Annotated in this window: 18 protein-coding genes and 1 pseudogene; 16 read left to right on the top strand and 3 right to left on the bottom strand. The window is 45.3% G+C overall.

All coding sequences use genetic code 11. The features are described 5' to 3' along the window. From Q0230_RS19135 to map, 3 genes and pseudogenes are all read right to left on the bottom strand, one after another. Nucleotides 1-257 (bottom strand): annotated as a pseudogene (locus tag Q0230_RS19135) (hypothetical protein); the annotation flags it as partial. A gap of 115 nt (nucleotides 258-372) precedes the next feature. Beyond that, nucleotides 373-3,024, bottom strand: a complete 2,652-nt coding sequence (gene glnD / locus Q0230_RS19130; RefSeq protein WP_298613338.1) for a [protein-PII] uridylyltransferase — start codon at nucleotides 3,022-3,024, stop codon at nucleotides 373-375. After that, nucleotides 3,021-3,830, bottom strand: coding sequence for a type I methionyl aminopeptidase (map, locus tag Q0230_RS19125; RefSeq protein WP_298613335.1), 810 nt, complete (start codon nucleotides 3,828-3,830; stop codon nucleotides 3,021-3,023). Before map ends, glnD begins: the two co-directional genes overlap by 4 nt. 211 nt (nucleotides 3,831-4,041) lie before the next feature. Between map and rpsB the strand changes: the two genes are divergently transcribed. The 16 genes from rpsB to Q0230_RS19045 form a co-directional block, all read left to right on the top strand. Further along, nucleotides 4,042-4,821 (top strand): 30S ribosomal protein S2, encoded by a 780-nt coding sequence (gene rpsB / locus Q0230_RS19120; RefSeq protein ID WP_298613331.1) that lies wholly within the window; start codon nucleotides 4,042-4,044, stop codon nucleotides 4,819-4,821. A gap of 46 nt (nucleotides 4,822-4,867) precedes the next feature. After that, nucleotides 4,868-5,755, top strand: coding sequence for a translation elongation factor Ts (gene tsf / locus Q0230_RS19115; protein ID WP_298613328.1), 888 nt, complete (start codon nucleotides 4,868-4,870; stop codon nucleotides 5,753-5,755). 98 nt (nucleotides 5,756-5,853) lie between these two features. After that, entirely contained in the window at nucleotides 5,854-6,567 is a 714-nt protein-coding gene (gene pyrH, locus Q0230_RS19110) for a UMP kinase (RefSeq protein ID WP_298613325.1), read from the top strand. 3 nt (nucleotides 6,568-6,570) lie between these two features. Next, entirely contained in the window at nucleotides 6,571-7,128 is a 558-nt protein-coding gene (gene frr / locus Q0230_RS19105; protein WP_298613322.1) for a ribosome recycling factor, read from the top strand. Nucleotides 7,129-7,146: 18 nt separating this feature from the next. After that, a complete protein-coding gene (locus tag Q0230_RS19100; protein ID WP_298613319.1) occupies nucleotides 7,147-7,899 on the top strand; it encodes an isoprenyl transferase in 753 nt (250 codons plus the stop codon). Next, nucleotides 7,892-8,701 (top strand): phosphatidate cytidylyltransferase, encoded by an 810-nt coding sequence (locus tag Q0230_RS19095; protein WP_298613316.1) that lies wholly within the window; start codon nucleotides 7,892-7,894, stop codon nucleotides 8,699-8,701. The genes Q0230_RS19100 and Q0230_RS19095 overlap by 8 nt, the downstream gene beginning before the upstream one ends. Before the next feature lie 3 nt (nucleotides 8,702-8,704). Beyond that, entirely contained in the window at nucleotides 8,705-9,880 is a 1,176-nt protein-coding gene (gene ispC / locus Q0230_RS19090) for a 1-deoxy-D-xylulose-5-phosphate reductoisomerase (RefSeq protein ID WP_298613313.1), read from the top strand. Continuing rightward, entirely contained in the window at nucleotides 9,877-11,253 is a 1,377-nt protein-coding gene (gene rseP / locus Q0230_RS19085; RefSeq protein WP_298613310.1) for an RIP metalloprotease RseP, read from the top strand. Before ispC ends, rseP begins: the two co-directional genes overlap by 4 nt. Continuing rightward, nucleotides 11,253-13,544 (top strand): outer membrane protein assembly factor BamA, encoded by a 2,292-nt coding sequence (gene bamA, locus Q0230_RS19080; RefSeq protein ID WP_298613307.1) that lies wholly within the window; start codon nucleotides 11,253-11,255, stop codon nucleotides 13,542-13,544. The genes rseP and bamA overlap by 1 nt, the downstream gene beginning before the upstream one ends. Nucleotides 13,545-13,575: 31 nt before the next feature. Then, entirely contained in the window at nucleotides 13,576-14,157 is a 582-nt protein-coding gene (locus Q0230_RS19075; RefSeq protein WP_298613304.1) for an OmpH family outer membrane protein, read from the top strand. Nucleotides 14,158-14,159: 2 nt separating this feature from the next. After that, nucleotides 14,160-15,200, top strand: a complete 1,041-nt coding sequence (lpxD, locus tag Q0230_RS19070) for a UDP-3-O-(3-hydroxymyristoyl)glucosamine N-acyltransferase (RefSeq protein WP_298613301.1) — start codon at nucleotides 14,160-14,162, stop codon at nucleotides 15,198-15,200. Nucleotides 15,201-15,206: 6 nt separating this feature from the next. Then, nucleotides 15,207-15,656, top strand: coding sequence for a 3-hydroxyacyl-ACP dehydratase FabZ (gene fabZ / locus Q0230_RS19065; RefSeq protein ID WP_298613297.1), 450 nt, complete (start codon nucleotides 15,207-15,209; stop codon nucleotides 15,654-15,656). Further along, nucleotides 15,653-16,423 carry an acyl-ACP--UDP-N-acetylglucosamine O-acyltransferase gene (gene lpxA, locus Q0230_RS19060; protein ID WP_298613294.1) on the top strand — a complete coding sequence of 257 codons (771 nt, stop codon included), beginning with the start codon at nucleotides 15,653-15,655 and terminating at the stop codon, nucleotides 16,421-16,423. Before fabZ ends, lpxA begins: the two co-directional genes overlap by 4 nt. 1 nt (nucleotide 16,424) lies before the next feature. Continuing rightward, entirely contained in the window at nucleotides 16,425-17,567 is a 1,143-nt protein-coding gene (lpxB, locus tag Q0230_RS19055; RefSeq protein ID WP_298613291.1) for a lipid-A-disaccharide synthase, read from the top strand. Next, nucleotides 17,564-18,139 (top strand): ribonuclease HII, encoded by a 576-nt coding sequence (rnhB, locus tag Q0230_RS19050; RefSeq protein WP_298613288.1) that lies wholly within the window; start codon nucleotides 17,564-17,566, stop codon nucleotides 18,137-18,139. Before lpxB ends, rnhB begins: the two co-directional genes overlap by 4 nt. Nucleotides 18,140-18,382: 243 nt before the next feature. Continuing rightward, the coding region (locus tag Q0230_RS19045) for a collagen-like protein (protein ID WP_298613286.1) at nucleotides 18,383-18,890 on the top strand (508 nt) is incomplete at its 3' end.

The raw sequence follows: 18,890 nt of genomic DNA, 5'->3' as shown, positions 1-18,890 counted from the left end.
GCTAAATCACTAGCAGCTTCTTTGGTCGCATCAACTGCGTCCGCAGCCAGGTCTTTAGCACCTTCCACAACATCGGTCGCTTTTTCTTGGGCAGCATCGGCTAGATCAGCAGCTTGGTCGCTAGCCTTATCTGCACTGTCACTCAAACTATCAAGTAAATCGGAGGCTTTATCTGCAACTGTATCATACAGTTCTTCAGCGCCTTCTTTGGCGTCCTGTAATAATTCCGCTGCTTTTTCTTTCAATTTGTCTAGCATAGTGACTCTCCTAAACGATGCCTAAGGGTGGGAACAAGCACTCCAACAAGTGCTTGTTAATGTATATAGGCTAGCCAGGAGTGATCCGCAAATCGGATTACAACGTGTAAGTTAATTAAATTCTTAGGGCTGCTACTAACGAGTTGCTAATGCTGGTTTGCATGGCTGGGTCAGTAATCATCGTTTCATCATCACGGGTGGTAATATAGAAAATATCCTCAGCTTGTTCACCTAAAGTAGTAATGCGCGCATTGTGTACCCTCACTCCAGCCTGATCGAGCGCCTCACCCACGCGTGATAGGAGACCCGGCATATCCCCTGTACTGACTTCCATGATGGTGAGTTGCTTATCAGTTTGCTGGCGGAATTGAATACGCGTGGGCACATCAAAATTACGCAAAATCCGCGGTGTCCGATGTTGGCGAGCATGAAATTGCTCACGGCGCAGATTGCGCTGTATGACTTCCACAATATGTTCTTGATCAGACAGATCATCAACGATCTTATTGTCTGGCCCTAGAATGTGCAGGGTATAGAGATCAAAGCCATTTTCTTCCATTGACACAATCCGTGCTTGGACGATATTCAGATTGAGTTGCTCTAAGGTGGATACCACCCGTGTGAACAGGTCTGGCGAATCGGTACTGTAGATAAAAATAATATTGCTACTGCCCGAAATGGTAGAGCGCATTTTTACTATTGGAAAATCTTCCGGCTTGGAAGTCAGAATATATTGAGCGTGCCAGCAAATCGATTCGACTGAATGCTGCAATAAATAATCCTCACCCAAGCTTTTCCATAAGTTAATACAGGCCTCTTCACTAAAGCCTGCTTGGCCTAAATGTTCTAAAGCAGAGTTACGTTTTTGCGCAATGATGGATGCGGATTTTTCTGAGGCAGGTAAGCGCTGGTTGAGCAGGTTGCGCGTACTTAAATACAGTTCAGTTAACAGTGAGCGCTTCCAACTGTTCCACAACTTCGGATTAGTGCCTTTAATATCAGCAATTGTCAGTAGGAATAAATAGTCTAAGCGATTCTGTGCAATGATCTGTTCAGCAAATTCTTGGACAACCGCAGGATCACTGATGTCTTTACGTTGGGCAGTGACGCTCATCAACAAATGTTTTTGGACTAGCCAACTCACTAGTGAGGCATCATGTACATTTAAGCCATGCTCACGGCAAAATTCATAAGCATCGACTGAACCTAATTCAGAGTGATCCCCACCGCGCCCTTTGGCAATATCATGAAACAATGCAGCTAGATAGAGAATTTCCGGTTTTTGCAGGCGCTTGAAAATTTCGCTACACATAGGAAATTCAGTAGCGCCTTTTTCAGTGCTATAACGACGGACATTGCTGATGACAAACAGAGTATGCTCATCGACGGTGTAGGCATGGAACAGGTCATACTGCATCCGCCCAACAATATTTGCAAAAGCGGGCAGATACACCGCTAAAATCCCATAGCGATTCATTAAGCGCAGCACAAAGGTAATCCCGCTATTTTGACGCAGAATTTGCATAAAGATTTGCCGATGCCAAATTTGTTGGCGGAAACCACTGTCAATCCGATGCAAATTACTGCGCATTAAGCGAATGGTTTCTGGAGCTAAACCAGTCACCCCTGGCGTATTCTGTAGGAATAAGAAAATTTCTAATAAAGCGGTGGGGTAGAGGGTAAAGGTGTCTGGTGAGTTGACCGCTAAGAGATTGCCACGCTTTTCATACCACTCGCCTACCATAATAGGCTGGGGCTGCTCATCGATTTCTAGCTTGACGCGCAGTACCCCCATTAGTACGTCAGTGAGACGTTCAAGCTCTGTTATGGTTTTGTAATAGCGTTGCATGAAAGCTTCGACTGCTTCATTGCGTTGTTCCGCCTCATAACCAAAAGTTTTAGCGAGGGTGTGTTGATAGTCGAAGAGTAAGCGATCTTCCTTGCGTCCAGTAATCGTATGCAGGACAAAGCGAATGCTCCAGAGGAAAGCACGTCCCTCACGCAAGCATTCATATTCACTTTGATCTAATAAACGCTGCTCATGCAATTCAGATAAAGATAATTGCCCGTACTCGCGCTCAATAATCCAACCAATCATGTGGATATCGCGTAAACCACCGGGGCCTTCTTTTAGGTTCGGTTCAACTCGATAGGCGGTGTCGCCAAAGCGCAGATAGCGGGCTTTTTGCTCATTTAATTTAGCTAAGAAAAAGCTGCGGCTATCCCACATATTTTCGGGGCTAACTCCGGCACGCATTTGGTGATAGAGATCACGGCTACCCGCTAGTAAACGTGCCTCGATCAGATTCGTAATCACGGTTAGGTCGGTGCGTGCGGTTTGCAGGCATTCGTCCAAGGTACGCACACTATGCCCAACCTCAATCCCCATATCCCATAAGAAGGTTAGAAATGCTGAGATACGTTCTTGAGCCACTAAATCCGGTGTTTGATGCAGCAGGATCAATAAGTCCACATCGGATGCAGGATGCAGCTCTTTACGCCCATAGCCTCCAACTGCAATTAAAGAGCCTTCAGACACGCTAAAGCCTGTTTGCTGCCAAATTTCTTGCAAGATCACATCCAATAAACCGGCGTGATAGTAAAGCAGGGAACGGATTGGGTATTTTTCCAAAAAATACCCGGCCAGGCGTTTCCGCGCTTCTTTTAGAAACTGCGCATAGTCACTAGGCTTTAAAGGTTGAGTCTTGCTGGTTTTAAATTCTTGGTAGTGATCCAGTAAGGGATTGAGTCGTGTATCGGTATTCATTTTAACTTGAGTTTTGCCTGCAGACGCTCATACCAACCGGCTTCTTCAGGGCGGAGGGTAAGAATTTCAAAACCTGTGTCAGTGACAAGAACGGTATGTTCCCATTGCGCTGAAAGCTTGTGGTCTTTGGTTACTGCAGTCCATTGATCCGGCAAGATTTTTAAATCAGCCTTTCCTTGGTTAATCATTGGCTCAATCGTGAAAATCATGCCTGCCTGAATAACGTCACCTTTGCCGGCTTTGCCATAATGCAGAATTTGCGGCTCTTCATGGAATTTCGCACCAATCCCATGTCCACAAAATTCACGCACAACTGAGTAGTAGTTTTTCTCTGCATGCTGCTGAATGGCTGCGCCAATATCCCCTAAAGTTGCCCCCGGCTTCACGGTTAAAATGCCTAAGTACATACATTCTTGAGTGACTTCAGCTAAACGCGCTCCGGGGATAGTTGGAGCACCAATATGGAACATTTTACTCGTATCACCGTGATAGCCATCTTTAATCACGGTAATGTCAATATTTAAGCAGTCACCTTTTTTTAAGACTTTATCACTGGGAATGCCATGACAAATCTGGTGATTAACCGAGGTGCAAATGGATTTTGGGAAAGGAGGAGTTCCATAGTTCAAAGGGGCTGGAATGGCGTTTTGTACATTGACAATATAGTCATGACAAAGATTATTTAACTCATTAGTGGTAACGCCGGGCTTTACGTGTGGCTCAATCATGGCCAGCACCTCGGCTGCTAGACGGCCTGCAATGCGCATTTTTTCAATTTCTTCTGGTGTTTTTATCGAGATAGCCATCTGTTCTGAATTCCAAAGTAGCACTTAAAAGCGAATCATGGTATAAAGCGCACGCCTTTTTGGCAAACAAGATTATTTTTTACTTGTAATTATTTTAATCCACACACGTATCGGCACAGGCTGCAAGGGTGCTTAAGTTTAGCGTAAAGCAGAAAACTTAAGTAAGCAGTTTGGGATACGTGGAGGCGTAACCCAAATCAGGAGATTTACAATGCCTAAAGTTACCATGCGTCAAATGCTGGAAGCCGGTGTCCATTTTGGTCACCAAACTCGTTACTGGAATCCAAAAATGGGCCAGTACATTTTCGGCGAACGCAATAAAATTCATATTGTTAACCTCGAACAAACCTTACCGATGTTCAATGATGCCATGAATTTCGTTGGCAAATTGGCTTCACGTGGTGGGCGGATTATGTTCGTAGGTACTAAGCGTTCTGCACGTGATGCAGTCCGTGAAGCTGCGCAATCTTGCAAAATGCCTTATGTAAACTATCGCTGGTTAGGCGGTATGTTGACTAACTTCAAAACGGTGAAACAATCGATTCGTCGTTTGAAAGAGTTAGAGAAAATGGCCGAAGACGGCAGCATTGAGCGCTTAAACAAGAAAGAAGTGCTGATGCTGAAGCGTGAGCAAGAAAAGTTAGAGCGTAGCCTCGGCGGTATTAAAGAAATGAAAGGCTTACCGGATGCGATTTTCGTCATCGACGTAGGCTATGAAAAAATTGCTATTCAAGAAGCTAAAAAACTGGGTATCCCCGTCATTGGCGTCGTGGACACTAATAACTCACTGAAAGACGTGGATTATGTGATCCCTGGTAATGATGATGCGATTCGTGCCATTCAACTATATGTATCAGCTGCTGCTGATGCAGTAAAAGAAGGCCATGCTTCTGCTGCAGTCTCTGGCGTAGATTTATCTGAGCCAGCTGAAGAAGAGGTGGAAGAAGTTGCGGTTGCTCCAGAAGCTGACGATAGTGCAGACGAAGCCTAATCCAGCTTAGCGATTGAATTGAGTTCTCGAATTTAGGAGTCTAGTAATGTCAATTACTGCGGCAATGGTAAAAGACCTGCGTGAGCGTACTGGCGCAGGCATGATGGAGTGCAAAAAAGCACTGACTGAAACCCATGGTGACATGGAAGCAGCCATCGATTTAATGCGCAAATCAGGTGCATTAAAAGCTGAAAAGAAATCAGGCCGTATCGCTGCTGAAGGCCGTGTGGTCATTAAGTTAAGTGCTGATCAAAAGCAAGCCTCTTTAGTTGAAGTCAATAGTGAAACTGACTTCGTCGCTAAAGATTCCAACTTTGTTGGTTTTGCTGAGTCAGTGGCAGAGGCTGTATTAGCGAGTGGTGTGACTGATGCAGCAGCTTTGGCTGATGTGAAATTAGCAAGTGGCCAAACTGTAGAAGAAGCGCGTGCTGCTTTAGTAGCTAAAATCGGTGAAAACATTCAAGTTCGTCGTGCGCAACTCGTTGAAGCCGGTGCTGGCAGCATTTCAACTTATTTGCACAGCAACAATAAGATTGGTGTAGCCATCGTTACCACTGGCTCAGAGGCTGAGTTAGGTAAAGATTTAGCGATGCACGTAGCGGCTAATAACCCCGCTGGCTTAGATGAGTCTAGCGTTCCAGCTGAGCGTGTGGCGCGTGAGCGCGATATTCAATTGGATATCGTGATGCAAACTGGCAAGCCACGCGAAATCGCTGAGAAAATGTTAGAAGGCAAAATGCGTAAGTTCTTAGCAGAGCTGACCTTATTAGGCCAAGCTTTCGTGAAAGATCCTTCTGTAACCGTTGCGCAATTGTTGAAAAACAAAGGTGCTGCGGTCACTAGCTTTGTCCGCTTTGAAGCGGGTGAAGGTATCGAGAAGAAGCAAGAGAACTTTGCAGAAGAAGTTGCGGCCCAAGCTCGACAAGCAGGCTAAAACGCGCTTTAAGTGTGCAAGAGAAGGGGCAACATGGTTGCCCCTTTTTCTTTTCATCTGTATAAAGTACGCCATCTTGAGTTCTGGAAAGTTTCAGCATGAACACAACACCACGCCGTATCCTCCTTAAGCTTAGCGGCGAAGCTTTAATGGGTGATCTCGACTCAGGGATCGATCCCGCTATTTTAAAACGAGTGGCTACAGAAGTTTTAGAGGTACGCGCACTGGGTGTACAAGTTGCCTTAGTGATTGGCGGTGGCAATCTATTTCGCGGTGCTACTCTAGCCGCTGCGGGGATGGATCGGGTGCGTGGCGATCAAATGGGTATGCTTGCGACTGTGATGAATGCCTTGGCTATGCAAGATCAAATCGAGCAGCTCGGTGGAGCTTGTCGAGTCATGCCGGCTTTAGCGATTGCCCAAGTTGGTGAAGCTTATTCAGCCCATCAAGCTCGTCGTTATTTAGAGCAAGATGAGGTAGTGATTTGTGCAGCTGGTACAGGTAATCCTTTCTTTACCACGGATACCGCTGCGAGTTTGCGCGCAGTAGAATTAGAGGCGGATTTATTACTGAAAGCCACTAAAGTCGATGGTATTTATACTGCTGACCCGAAAAAGAATCCGAACGCAACGCGTTATGAACGTTTAAGTTTCAACCAGGCGATTACCCAGCAACTGGGCGTGATGGATTTAACCGCAATGGTCATGTGCCGTGATAATCGCTTACCATTGCGAGTCTTTGATATGTTTGCTGCAGGTGCTTTACATGCGATTGTGCGTGGTGAGCCTGTGGGTACCTTAGTAGAGGTTTAAAGAATGATTAGCGATATTATGAAAAGTGCGGAAACCCGCATGCAAAAAAGTATTGAAGCTCTGAAAAACGAATTAACTAAAATCCGAACTGGTCGTGCTCATCCTAGCTTGTTGGATCATGTTTCAGTGGATTATTACGGCACACCCACTGCTTTAAGCCAAGTTGCAAATATTGCCATCGAAGATGCGCGCACTTTAAGCATTACCCCTTGGGAGAAACCCATGGTAGCAGTGATTGAAAAGGCGATTCTTAAGTCTGATTTGGGTTTAAATCCAGCGGTTGCTGGTACGGTGATTCGTGTACCAGTGCCTGCTTTAACTGAAGAGCGGCGGCGCGACTTGGTGAAGATTGTTAAAAATGAAGCGGAAGGTGCGCGGGTAGCTATTCGGAATATTCGGCGTGATGCCAATGGCGAATTAAAGGCTTTAGAAAAAGATAAAACGATTTCTGAGGATGAAGAACGCCGCGCTGAAGACAGTGTGCAAAAGCTCACTGACAAATATATCAAAGAAGTAGAAGCGGTTTTCGAAAAGAAAGAAAAGGATCTGATGGCTATTTAATGGCCTTGGAGTGGGCACATGCAAGCTGAAAACAAAGCCGTTCCGCGGCATGTCGCCATCGTCATGGACGGCAATGGGCGTTGGGCAAAAGCACGCTTTATGCCTCGCCTCATTGGACATCAACGAGGTGTTGAATCAGTCCGTAAAGTCATTCGTGCTTGTAATGTAGCAGGGGTTGAGTGCCTGACCTTATTTGCTTTCAGCAGTGAAAATTGGAAGCGCCCTCTAGAAGAGGTAAGTGGCTTAATGTCGCTCTTTATGTTGGTTCTAGAGCGTGAGACGGCAGGTTTAATTCGACATAATGTGAGCATGCGCTTTATTGGTGATCGCTCCGCTTTTTCCGCCTCTCTACAAGAAAAAATTGCAGCTGTTGAGCAGCAAACCGGTCATTGTACAGGGATGGTGTTATTAATTGCTGCTAATTACGGTGGGCGTTGGGATATTCTCCAAGCCACCCAGAAGCTTGCAGCAAAGCTGGCAAGTGGCGAGTTAAGTGCCCAAGAACTCACTGAGCAAGCTTTAAATCAAGAGATCGCTACCTTTGGTTTGCCTGAGCCAGATTTATTTATCCGCACCGGTGGGGAACAGCGGATTAGTAATTTTCTCCTGTGGCAACTGGCTTATACTGAGCTGTATTTCACGGATAAATTATGGCCAGAATTTGATGAGCAAGCTTTGCAAGAAGCCTTTAATGCTTATGCGAGTCGGCAGCGCCGTTTCGGTATGACCAGCGAGCAAATCCAAAATCAGCAAGGGGATGTTCATGCTTAAACAGCGTATTATTACAGGCATCATTCTTGCTGTTTTTGTCTCCCTCGCCATTTTCCTGCTTCCCAATCCTGTTTTTGATCAACTTGCCCTCATATTGATGGTTGGTATTGGTACTTGGGAGTGGGCGAATCTAACGGGTTTTGCAGATAAACAGCGGCGCATGGTTGCGGTACTGGGCAGTGTGGTGCTTGCTGAGCTAATCTACTTTATTGCTCCACCTTTATTGCCAATTTTATTACTGAGCTTAGTCACTTGGGGCTTTATCTTATATCTGTTACGCCGTTATCAACCCGATACAACTTATTACAAAAGCAAGCCTTGGTTATTACGATTACTTTGCGCTCTAGTATTGCTTCCGGCTTGGTACACCTTAGTTTACTTGCATGATTTGCATTACGGCTATGTATTTTATGTGATTAGCCTAGTGGCTTTTGCGGATATTGCCGCTTATTTTTCTGGAAAGCGCTTTGGCAAAGTTAAGCTAGCTCCCAGCTTAAGTCCAGGAAAAACCCGTGAGGGCGCTTGGGGAGCTTTAGTGGTGACTTTTGTTTGGGCTTGCATTTGCGCGATTTATACTGATTTACGTTTTGGCAGTGGCTTGGTCTTTGTATTGTTTTCCATGTTAGCCGTTGTGATGTCGATTGCAGGCGATCTGTTTGAAAGTTTAATTAAGCGTCAGGCGGGTGCTAAAGATAGTGGCAGTTTGTTACCTGGGCATGGTGGTATTTTAGATCGAATTGATAGCTTGGTAGCAGCTATTCCGATTTTGGCACTTGGGCTTTTTGTTATAGGCAAACTGTAAACGATGAGTTTAAAAGCACTAACGATTTTAGGTTCTACAGGCAGCATTGGGGTGAGTACCCTAGATGTAGTCCAACGTCACCCTGAACGCTTTAAAGTGTTTGCCCTAACTGCGAACCACAATGTTGAGAGCCTGTTTGAGCAGTGTCTAGCTTGCCAACCGCGCTATGCAGTAATGCTCAATGAACAAGCGGCAGAACTGCTAGCTAGGCGTTTAAAAACAGTTGATTGTGTAACTGAAGTTTTAGCTGGTAAAGCTGCTTTAGAGCAAGTAGCTGCTGCGCCTGAGACGGATTATGTAATGGCTGCGATTGTTGGCGCAGCAGGCTTATTGCCAGCTTTAGCTGCGGCACGGGCAGGTAAGCGTGTGTTACTGGCAAATAAAGAAGCCTTAGTGATGTCCGGCCAGCTATTCATGGATGCAGTGCGTGAACATCAAGCTGAGCTTTTGCCGATTGATAGCGAGCATAATGCGATTTTTCAATGCTTACCTGCACAAGGTCAACAAGGCGTTGAGCGGATTCTTTTAACTGCTTCGGGTGGCCCATTTCGCCAGCGTGCCTTAGCCGACTTATCTACAGTTACACCTGAACAAGCGGTCGCGCATCCTAATTGGTCAATGGGGCAGAAAATTTCGGTCGATTCAGCCACCCTGATGAATAAAGGTCTAGAAGTCATTGAAGCCAGCTGGTTATTCGCTACCCCTTTAGAACGGATTGAAGTGGTGGTGCATCCGCAAAGTACGATTCATTCGATGGTGGCTTATACTGACGGCTCAGTACTAGCGCAATTAGGTAATCCTGATATGCGCACCCCGATTGCTTATGCTTTGGGCTGGCCTGAGCGTTTAGAGTCGGGTGTTGCTGCTTTAGATTTATTTAAAGTTGCCCGTTTGGACTTTGAGCAACCTGATTTGCAACGTTTTCCTTGTTTGCCCTTGGCTTATGAAGCACATGCACGCGGAGGTTTTGCGACTATTGCTTTAAATGCCGCGAATGAAATAGCTGTACAGGCTTTCCTAGAACGACGTATGGGTTTCATGGATATTCCACGTTTGATCAGCGATGTGATGAAATTAGCAGATACAGGTACTCCTGTGCACTTAGAGGATATAATTATTCAGGATGAGGTAAGCCGCAGCGCTTCATCATCCTGGATAAAAAATAATAGAAAATTATGAACCTACAAAATTTGCTAATCATTCTTCCGGCCTTTCTACTCACTATCGGCATTCTAGTGACCGTACATGAATTTGGTCATTTCTGGGTAGCGCGTCGCTTAGGTGTTAAAGTTTTACGTTTCTCTGTAGGCTTTGGTAAGCCTTTATGGACTTATGTTTCGCCTAAAGATAAAACCGAATATGTACTGTCTGCTTTGCCTCTAGGGGGCTATGTGAAAATGCTGGACGAGCGTGAAGGCGAAGTTCCTGCTGAAGAGCTACATCGTGCCTTTAACCGTCAAAGTGTCTGGACACGCATGGCGGTGGTCGTTGCAGGACCCCTTGCGAATTTCATTTTAGCAGTGCTTATTTATTTCTTTGTATTTGGTGTGACGGGTAATCCAGCTATGCATCCGCTGGTTAAACCCATTAAGAATACTCCTGCAGCTTTAGCAGGTTTCCAGCCTGGCGATAAAATTACTCAAGTTAATGAGCAGCCCGTTGCTACCTTTGAAGAAACGGCAATGACAATCGTTGAAGAGTTTTTAGTCACTAAATCGATAAAGATTCAAGTCGAAACCAAAGAAGGGAATTTAGCAGAACGCAGTTTAGATTTAAGCAATACGCCATTGTTTAAAGAAGAAAATGATGTGCTCTCAAAAATCGGTTTGGAGCCTTGGGCGCCTCGGCTCGATTTGATGCTTGGGCAAATTATACCTGGCTCTGCAGCAGACAAAGCAGGTTTGCAAACTAAAGACAAAGTTTTAAAGGTAGATGGCAGTAAGCCAGAGAATGCTGAGTCTTTTGTAAAATATATTCAGCAGCATCCGAATCAAGCTATCGTTTTGCAGGTGGAGCGTGCTACCGGTGTGAGTGATATTACGGTCACGCCCGCCTTAAAAGAGAAAGACGGTAAGCAAGTTGGACAGATCGGTGCAGGTATTGGTGAGGTTGTACCGGTTGAACTCTTACCGACTTTACAGTTCAAACAGCGCTTAGGCTTAGTGGATTCCGTCACGAAGAGCTTTGAGAAAACTTGGCAGATGTCGATTGTTACCCTCAAATTAATGGGGCGGATGCTGACTGGCGAGGTTTCTCTAAAAAATATTAGTGGCCCAGTGACCATCGCTAAATATTCAGGTGAAACCGCTTCTGCAGGTTTACCTTATTATTTAGGGTTTCTGGCAGTAGTCAGTATTAGTCTAGGTGTATTGAATTTATTGCCCGTTCCAATGTTGGATGGTGGGCATCTGCTGTATTATGTGATCGAAATTGTTAAGGGCAGCCCGGTGTCCCCTCGCGTTGAGGAATACGGACTTCGGTTTGGCATGGCTGTGGTGGGATGCATCATGGTGCTTGCGGTGTATAACGACATTATGCGGTTAATCAACTAATGAAAAAACAGACACTTTCTTGGGCCATTGTAAGCGGCTTGTTAGTAGCATCGCAGGTAGCGTGGGCTGCCAGTTTTGTGGTGCAAGATATTCAAGTGAGTGGCCTAGATCGTGTGGCTCAGGCAACCGTGCTCAATTATTTACCTGCACGCGTTGGGCAAGCTTTTGATGATAATCGCTCTGCTGAAGCGATTCGTGCTTTATATGAAACTGGCTTGTTTGATGATGTACAACTAGCACGCCAAGGTGATGTATTAGTTGTTAAAGTCGTTGAGCGTCCTGCGATAGGCGAAATCAACGTTACTGGTAATTCTAAAGTTTCCACTGAGCAATTATTACAAGCTTTAAAGACGGCAAATGTTGGCAAGGGCGATATGCTAGATAAAGCCGCTTTGCTAAAAATGCAGCGTGAATTAGAAGCTCAATATCTGAATATGGGACACTATGGTGTCAAAATTGACACCACTATTGAGCCGTTGGCGAATAATCGCGTGAAGGTCAATATCGCGGTTAAAGAAGGCGGTATTGCTCGCATTAAACAAGTAAAAATCATTGGCAATAAAGCGTTTACTGAACAAGAGCTGCTCTCGCAATTAGAGTCTGGAACAGCGCGCACTCTCTCCATTCCCGCTTTCAGTAGTCGGGATAAGTTTGCTAAAGAAAAGTTAGTCGGCGATCTTGAAGCCTTGAATTCTTTCTATCGTGATCGTGGCTATCTGAACTTTGAGATCGTTTCTACCCAAGTCTCGCTGACGCCGGATAAACAAGGCGTTTTCATTACCATCAGTGTGAATGAAGGCGATCAATACAAAATTGGTACGGTGGATGTATCTGGCGTTGAGCGTTTAACTAAGCAGCAAGTGCAAGATTCGATGAAATTGCGTCAAGGCGATATTTTCTCGCAAAAAGCCTTGGAAGAAAGCCGCAAAAACTTATCTACTTATTTAGGCGAGCAAGGTTATGCCTTCTCTAAAATTGGTGCTAAGCCCGATATTGATGAAGCACGGAAGATTGTTAATATCACCCTGAATGTAGATAGTGGTAAGCGGACTTATGTGCGCAGGATTAATATTCGTGGGAACAATCGGACTAAAGATGAGGTCTATCGCCGCGAATTACGTCAATTAGAAAGTTCTTGGTTTGCCGCTGAGCAAGTCGAACGTTCTAAGGTACGTTTACAACGCCTACCTTATGTTGAAGATGTACGGATTACCACAGAGCCGGTTGCAGGCACACCCGATCAAGTTGACCTGAATGTGATTGTGAGCGAGCGTTCTTCAAATCAATTCCGCATTGGCGCTGGTTATTCACAATCTCAAGGTTTGTTAGTCAATTTAGCAGTCACCCAAGATAATTTTATGGGGACTGGTAAACAACTAGAAGTGAATATCGATAATAGTGAGTCGAATCGTAACTTCCTGATTTCTTACGATAATCCTTATTATACACCTGAAGGCTTAAGTCGTGGTTTCAGTATTTACTACAATGAATACGATGCAGCCGCTGAAGATATTTCAGCTTATGCCTCGGATAAGCTTGGTGCAAATGTCAAGTTTGCTTTCCCGATCAGTGAAAATGATTCGGTAAGTTTTACTGCTGGAGCTGAACAGCGCAAAATTATTCTAGGTAAGGATCCTGCTGATCACATCAAAGAATTTACTGATAAACACGGCCTAGAATATAAGCAATTACCGCTAACGCTTAGCTATGTACATGATACACGTAACCGCAGTGTGTTCCCAAATGAAGGTCAACGCCATCGGCTATCAGTACAAGGTGCTTTACCAGGTAGTGATTTGCAATACACTAAATTCTCTTACGATGGCGCAATATACAAAGCGATTAATGATGATTACACCTTCTCTTTAAAGGCTAAATTAGCAGTCGGTAAAGGACAAGGGGGCTTAGATGGTTTACCTTTCTTTGAAAAATATACCGCCGGTGGGATTCGCTCAGTACGCGGTTATGAGCAGAACAGCTTAGGGCCTATCGATTCTAATGGAGATGCTAAAGGTGGGGATGCTTTATTGACGACTACTGCTGAAGTTTTATTCCCCATGCCGTTTGCTGCCGATGTGAAAACAGTAAAGATGAGCGCGTTCGTCGACGGTGGCAATGTATTTGATACTACCGATAGTTTTAAATCTTCAGAATTGCGCTATTCCGCAGGCTTGGGGGTGGTTTGGTTATCGCCTATTGGTCCCTTTGAAGTGAGCTATGCGAAGCCATTGAATGCAAAAAATGGTGATAAAGAGCAAAGCCTACAATTTAGTATCGGCGCCTCCTTCTAGGAGGTTCTGCTCCAAGGATAGGGCATTTACTGTGCTGCGTTTAACGCTGATTGGCTTACTATTAACTCTAAGTATGTGTTCTGTTCGGGCGGAAGATCCAAGCCCGCCTTATCGCATTGCAGTCGTCAATGTCGTGAAAGTGCTAGAGCAAGCTCCGCAAGCGGCCGCAGAAGGCAAGCGTTTAGAGGCCTTATTTGCTACGCGTGAGGCTGCTTTAGCGCAAGAGCAATTGGAGTTACAACGAGCACGAGAGGCATTACAAGCGACTAGTGAGGCCTTACCTGAGGCCGAACGTATTCAACGTGAGCGTGAATTGCGCACTTTAGAACGTGATTACAGTCGTAAACAAGAAGATTTGCGTGAGGAAATTCGCTTTGCCAAAGATGCTGCTTTAGAGAAAGTTCAAGAGCAAGTTGAGCAAGCGGTTGAAGCGGTGCGCGCAGAAGGGCAGATTGATATTGTCTTCCGTGAGAGTAATTACATCGTTGCGAGTGCACGGGTGAATCTCACCGATAAGGTTTTAGCTTATCTACAACAACAATTTAATAATCAAACAAACCCACCGGCGGAATCTATTAATCCTAAATCGGTAGAGCCTGCTAGCGGAGAATAGTCATGTCTAAAACTTGGACGCTCGCTGAGCTTGCCGATGCTACGCAAACGACCGTACAAGGCAATGCAGACAAACTTATTCAAGCTGTTGCTTCCATCGAACAGGCGCAAGCCCATGAACTCAGTTACATTCGTGATCGCAAGTATTTCAATTTGCTCAATACTTCTAAAGCAGGCGCTTTAATTCTCACTGCCGATTTAGCAGCACAGTATCAAGGCGATGCCCTGATTAGCAGAAATCCTTATCTTACCTATGCGCGGGTAGTCACTCTTTTCAATCCGCTGCATCGCCCTGCGGCTGGGATTCATCCTAGTGCAGTGATTGCTGACGATGTGAGTTTAGGAGCGGATATTCATATTGGCGCTAATGCGGTGTTAGAGTCAGGCGTCAAAGTGGGTGCAGGAACAGTTATTAGTGCAGGTTGCTATTTAGGGCGTAATGTTCACTTAGGTGCTGATTCTTTTCTCTATCCCAAAGTGATTTTGTATAGCGATACTGAAGTCGGTGAAAGGGCGATTATTCACTCAGGTGCAGTGATTGGTGCGGATGGTTTCGGGTTTGTGCCAGAGTCGACAGGGTGGTATAAAATACCGCAAATCGGTAATGTGATCTTGGGTGATGATGTTGAGATTGGTGCTAATACTTGTCTTGACCGGGCAGCAATGGGTAGTACTCGCTTAGGGCATGGGGTGAAATTAGATAACCTTATCCATATCGCACACAATGTACAAATCGGTGATCATACCGTGATTGCGGCCTGTACTGGGATTGCCGGTAGTGCCAAGATCGGTAGTCATTGCCAAATTTCAGGGATGTGTTCAATCGCAGGGCATCTAGTGATTGCTGATCGTGTCACGATCACGGGCACTAGCTTTGTAATCAATTCAATTACCGAACCGGGCGTGTATTCTTCAGGGGTCACGGTTGAAGAGCATGGATTATGGCGTAAAAATGCAGTGCGCTTCCGGCAGTTAGATCAAATGGCGAGGCGCTTAGCTAGTCTTGAAAAGCAATTAGCTGAGCTACAAAACAATAAGGATTAAGGCTCTATGTCTGGCATGAATGTCAATGAAATTAAAAATTTCCTTCCTCACCGCTACCCATTTTTGTTGGTAGATCGGGTTCTAGAATTGGAAGAAGGTCGCTATATCAAAGCTATAAAAAATGTAACAGCGAATGAGCCTTTCTTTAACGGACATTTTCCTGATAAACCGATTATGCCCGGTGTATTGATTATTGAAGCGATGGCGCAGTCTACCGGTTTACTTGGGTTTCGTACCATGAGTGCTGAGCCACAACCGAATACCTTGTATATGTTAGTGGCGGTGGATAAAGCGCGTTTCAAGCGCCAAGTGGAACCAGGTGATCAGCTACTATTAGAAGCCGAAATTGTTAAGAAAAAAGGCATTATGTGGGTGTTCAATACCAAAGCAACGGTTGATGGTGAGTTGGTTGCTTCGGCTGAATTAATGTGTGCTGCTAAAGAAGGTGCAATTTGATTCACCCCAGCGCCATTATTCACCCAAGTGCGCAGCTAGCAGCCGATGTAGAAGTTGGGGCTTATAGCATTATTGGTGAGCAGGTGAGTATTGGGCGCGGTTCACGCATTGCTTCCCATGTCGTGATCGATGGGCCAACGTGGATTGGTGAAGACAATCATATTTTCCAATTTGCCTCAGTAGGTGCAATTCCTCAGGATAAAAAATACAAAGGTGAGCCGACTGAGCTGATCATTGGTGATCGGAATGTCATTCGTGAAGGTTGTACCTTGAATCGTGGCACTGCCCAAGATAAGGGCAAAACCGTGATTGGTAATGACAACTGGATTATGGCTTATGTGCATATCGCGCATGATTGCATTGTGGGTAATCATACTGTTTTTGCGAATAGCGCCACTTTAGCGGGACATGTGGAGATTCGTGATTATGCGATTTTGGGCGGTTTCACTTTAGTTCATCAGTTTTGTACCGTCGGTGAATACGCTTTCACTGGGATGGGGAGTGCGATTGGCAAAGATGTGCCTCCCTACACGATGGCGAATGGTGCACCCGCCATTCCTCGTGGCATCAATGCAGAAGGCTTAAAGCGCAATGGTTTTTCAACTGAAGCGATTCAACGCATTAAAGACAGCTATCGTTTACTTTATCGTCAACAAATCACTGTTAAAGAAGCGCTTGTACAGTTAGAGGCTGATTATGGTGAGTTCGCGGATATTCAACGCTTGATTCAGTTTGTGCAAGCTAGCCAACGTGGGTTAGTTCGCTAAGATGCAACGGATTGCAATTATTGCCGGAGAAGTTTCAGGCGATTTGCTGGCGGCACGTTTAATCTTAGCCCTCAAAGCTTTAAAGCCAGATTTGATCTTTGAAGGTATTGCAGGCTCAGAAATGCAAGCGGCTGGTTGTACCAGCTTGTTTCCGATGGAAAAGCTTTCAGTGATGGGCTTAGTGGAGGTCTTAAAAGACTTACCAGCCTTGTTGTCGATACGGAAACAACTCAAAGCGCGTTGGCTTGCAACCCCACCTGATTTATTTATTGGTGTGGATGCCCCTGACTTCAATTTGCCTTTAGCAGCGCAATTGCAAGCTGAGGGTATTCCAACGGTACATTATGTCAGTCCATCTATTTGGGCTTGGCGTGAAAAGCGGGTGAAAAAGATTCAAGGTAAGATTGATCTCATGCTTACCTTATTTCCCTTTGAGGTTGATTTTTATAAAAAGCATCAGGTTGCCGCGCAATTTGTGGGGCATCCTTTAGCTGATGAGGTGCAGTTTAACGCGAGTGCTCAAGAAGCGCGCCAACAGCTTGGTTTAGATTTAGCTAAACCGGTGCTTGGTTTATTACCAGGCAGTCGTACTAAAGAAGTACAGGCTTTAGGGGCGGTTTTTTTACAAACTGCACAAGCCTTAAAGTCTAAGTATCCTGATTTACAAATTGTTATTCCAACCGTGCGTACTGATTTAAAGGCACAGCTACAAGCCATCCAGCAAACGGTTGTAGCTGAGTTACCGGTCACTTATTTAGATGGTCAGTCACGTTTATTGATGCAAGCTGCCGATTATTTGCTAATGGCTTCAGGCACAGCCGTGCTAGAAGGGATGTTAGCAGGACGTTTAATGGTGGCTGCTTATAAAGTCTCACCGCTCACTTGGTGGCTAGTACAAACCTTTAAGCTTGCCAAAGTTAAACATGTCACTCTACCTAATAATCTAGCGGGCGAAGAGTTAGTGCCTGAACTGCTACAAGATCGAGCGAATGTCACCGAACTAGTCGCTGCTATTGAGAGTCTCATGCAGCTACCTGTTGAGCGCCGTAACTATATCTTCAAGCGCTTTCAAGCATTGCATACTCAACTGCACTGTGACGCGAGTGCTAATGCGGCACAAGCCATTATGGAACGTTTTACATGAGTCAATTTCGGCTAGTGGCTGGAGTTGATGAAGTCGGGCGTGGCCCACTAGCAGGGGCAGTCGTAGCCGCAGCGGTGATACTAGATCCTACTCAACCCATTATAGGTTTAGCTGATTCTAAAAAACTCTCTGCTAAAAAACGTGAAGCTTTAGATCTTGAAATCCGCAGTAAAGCCTTAGCTTGGAGCTTAGGCCGAGCTGAGGTCGAAGAAATTGATCAGTTAAATATCCTGCAAGCTACTTTTCTAGCCATGCAACGTGCGCTAGCAGGTTTAACAATACAACCTGAACATGTGCTAATTGATGGTAATCGTTGCCCTAAACTTGCGTATTCAATGGAAGCAATAGTCGGTGGCGACGCACTCATACCCGCGATCAGTGCGGCTTCAATTTTAGCTAAGGTCAGCCGTGATGCTGAATTAGTTCTCTTAGATCAACTGTATCCCACTTATGGCTTTGCCCAACACAAGGGCTATCCCACTCCTTCCCATTTAAATGCCATTCGTCAGTATGGGGTTTTACCTATTCATCGACGCTCGTTTAAGCCCATTAAAACGCTGTTTCCTCACTGATTCTAGTTGTCAACCATTCGTTTTTGATTCTTCCCCGCTTGTCCTTTTAGCTTTGGATGTTTGTACCGGTGTCCGTTACAAATGCTTCTGACAGCGATCGACAAGATTAAACAAGGAAGATGTGCTCGGTTAAATGCTTCAAATGGATTGCTGCATGCGTGACTAGATCAAAAAATGCAAAGCTAACTAGATAGTCTAAAAAAGCTTTGCCAATGTTAAATGAGTGTTTAGGAGAATCTAATAATGACACTTTCTGTAAATAATAATACAGGTAGCACTGGTAATATTCAGGGTTCAACTAGTTCTACTGCAACCACCAACTATGGTGGTTCTTCAAGTATTGATTTTGCTTCTTTATTGTGTGGCGGCGGTTCTTCTCAGTTCCAAATGCTTTCCTTAATGATCTCCTTGATTATGCAGTTGATGCAAGGTATTCAAGGTGGTGGTTCAAATAATGGCTGCAATACTGGTTGTGGTGACCATCATTCAGGTGCCCAGGGTGCTCAAGGCGCTCAAGGTTCTACTGGCCAAACTGGTTCGCAAGGCTCTACTGGCGCAACAGGTGCCACTGGTGCTCAAGGTTCTACTGGTGCAACAGGCGCAACCGGTGCTCAAGGTTCTACTGGTGCAACAGGTGCAACCGGTGCCCAAGGTTCTACAGGCGCAACTGGTGCTCAAGGCGCGAAAGGTGATACTGGTGCCACTGGTGCTCAAGGTTCTACTGGTGCAACAGGCGCAACCGGTGCTCAAG

The sequence above is a fragment of the uncultured Thiothrix sp. genome (genome assembly GCF_937876535.1).
Taxonomy (GTDB): domain Bacteria; phylum Pseudomonadota; class Gammaproteobacteria; order Thiotrichales; family Thiotrichaceae; genus Thiolinea.
Note: the sequence above shows the minus strand (reverse complement) of the source record. Positions and strands in the feature narration are given on the sequence as shown.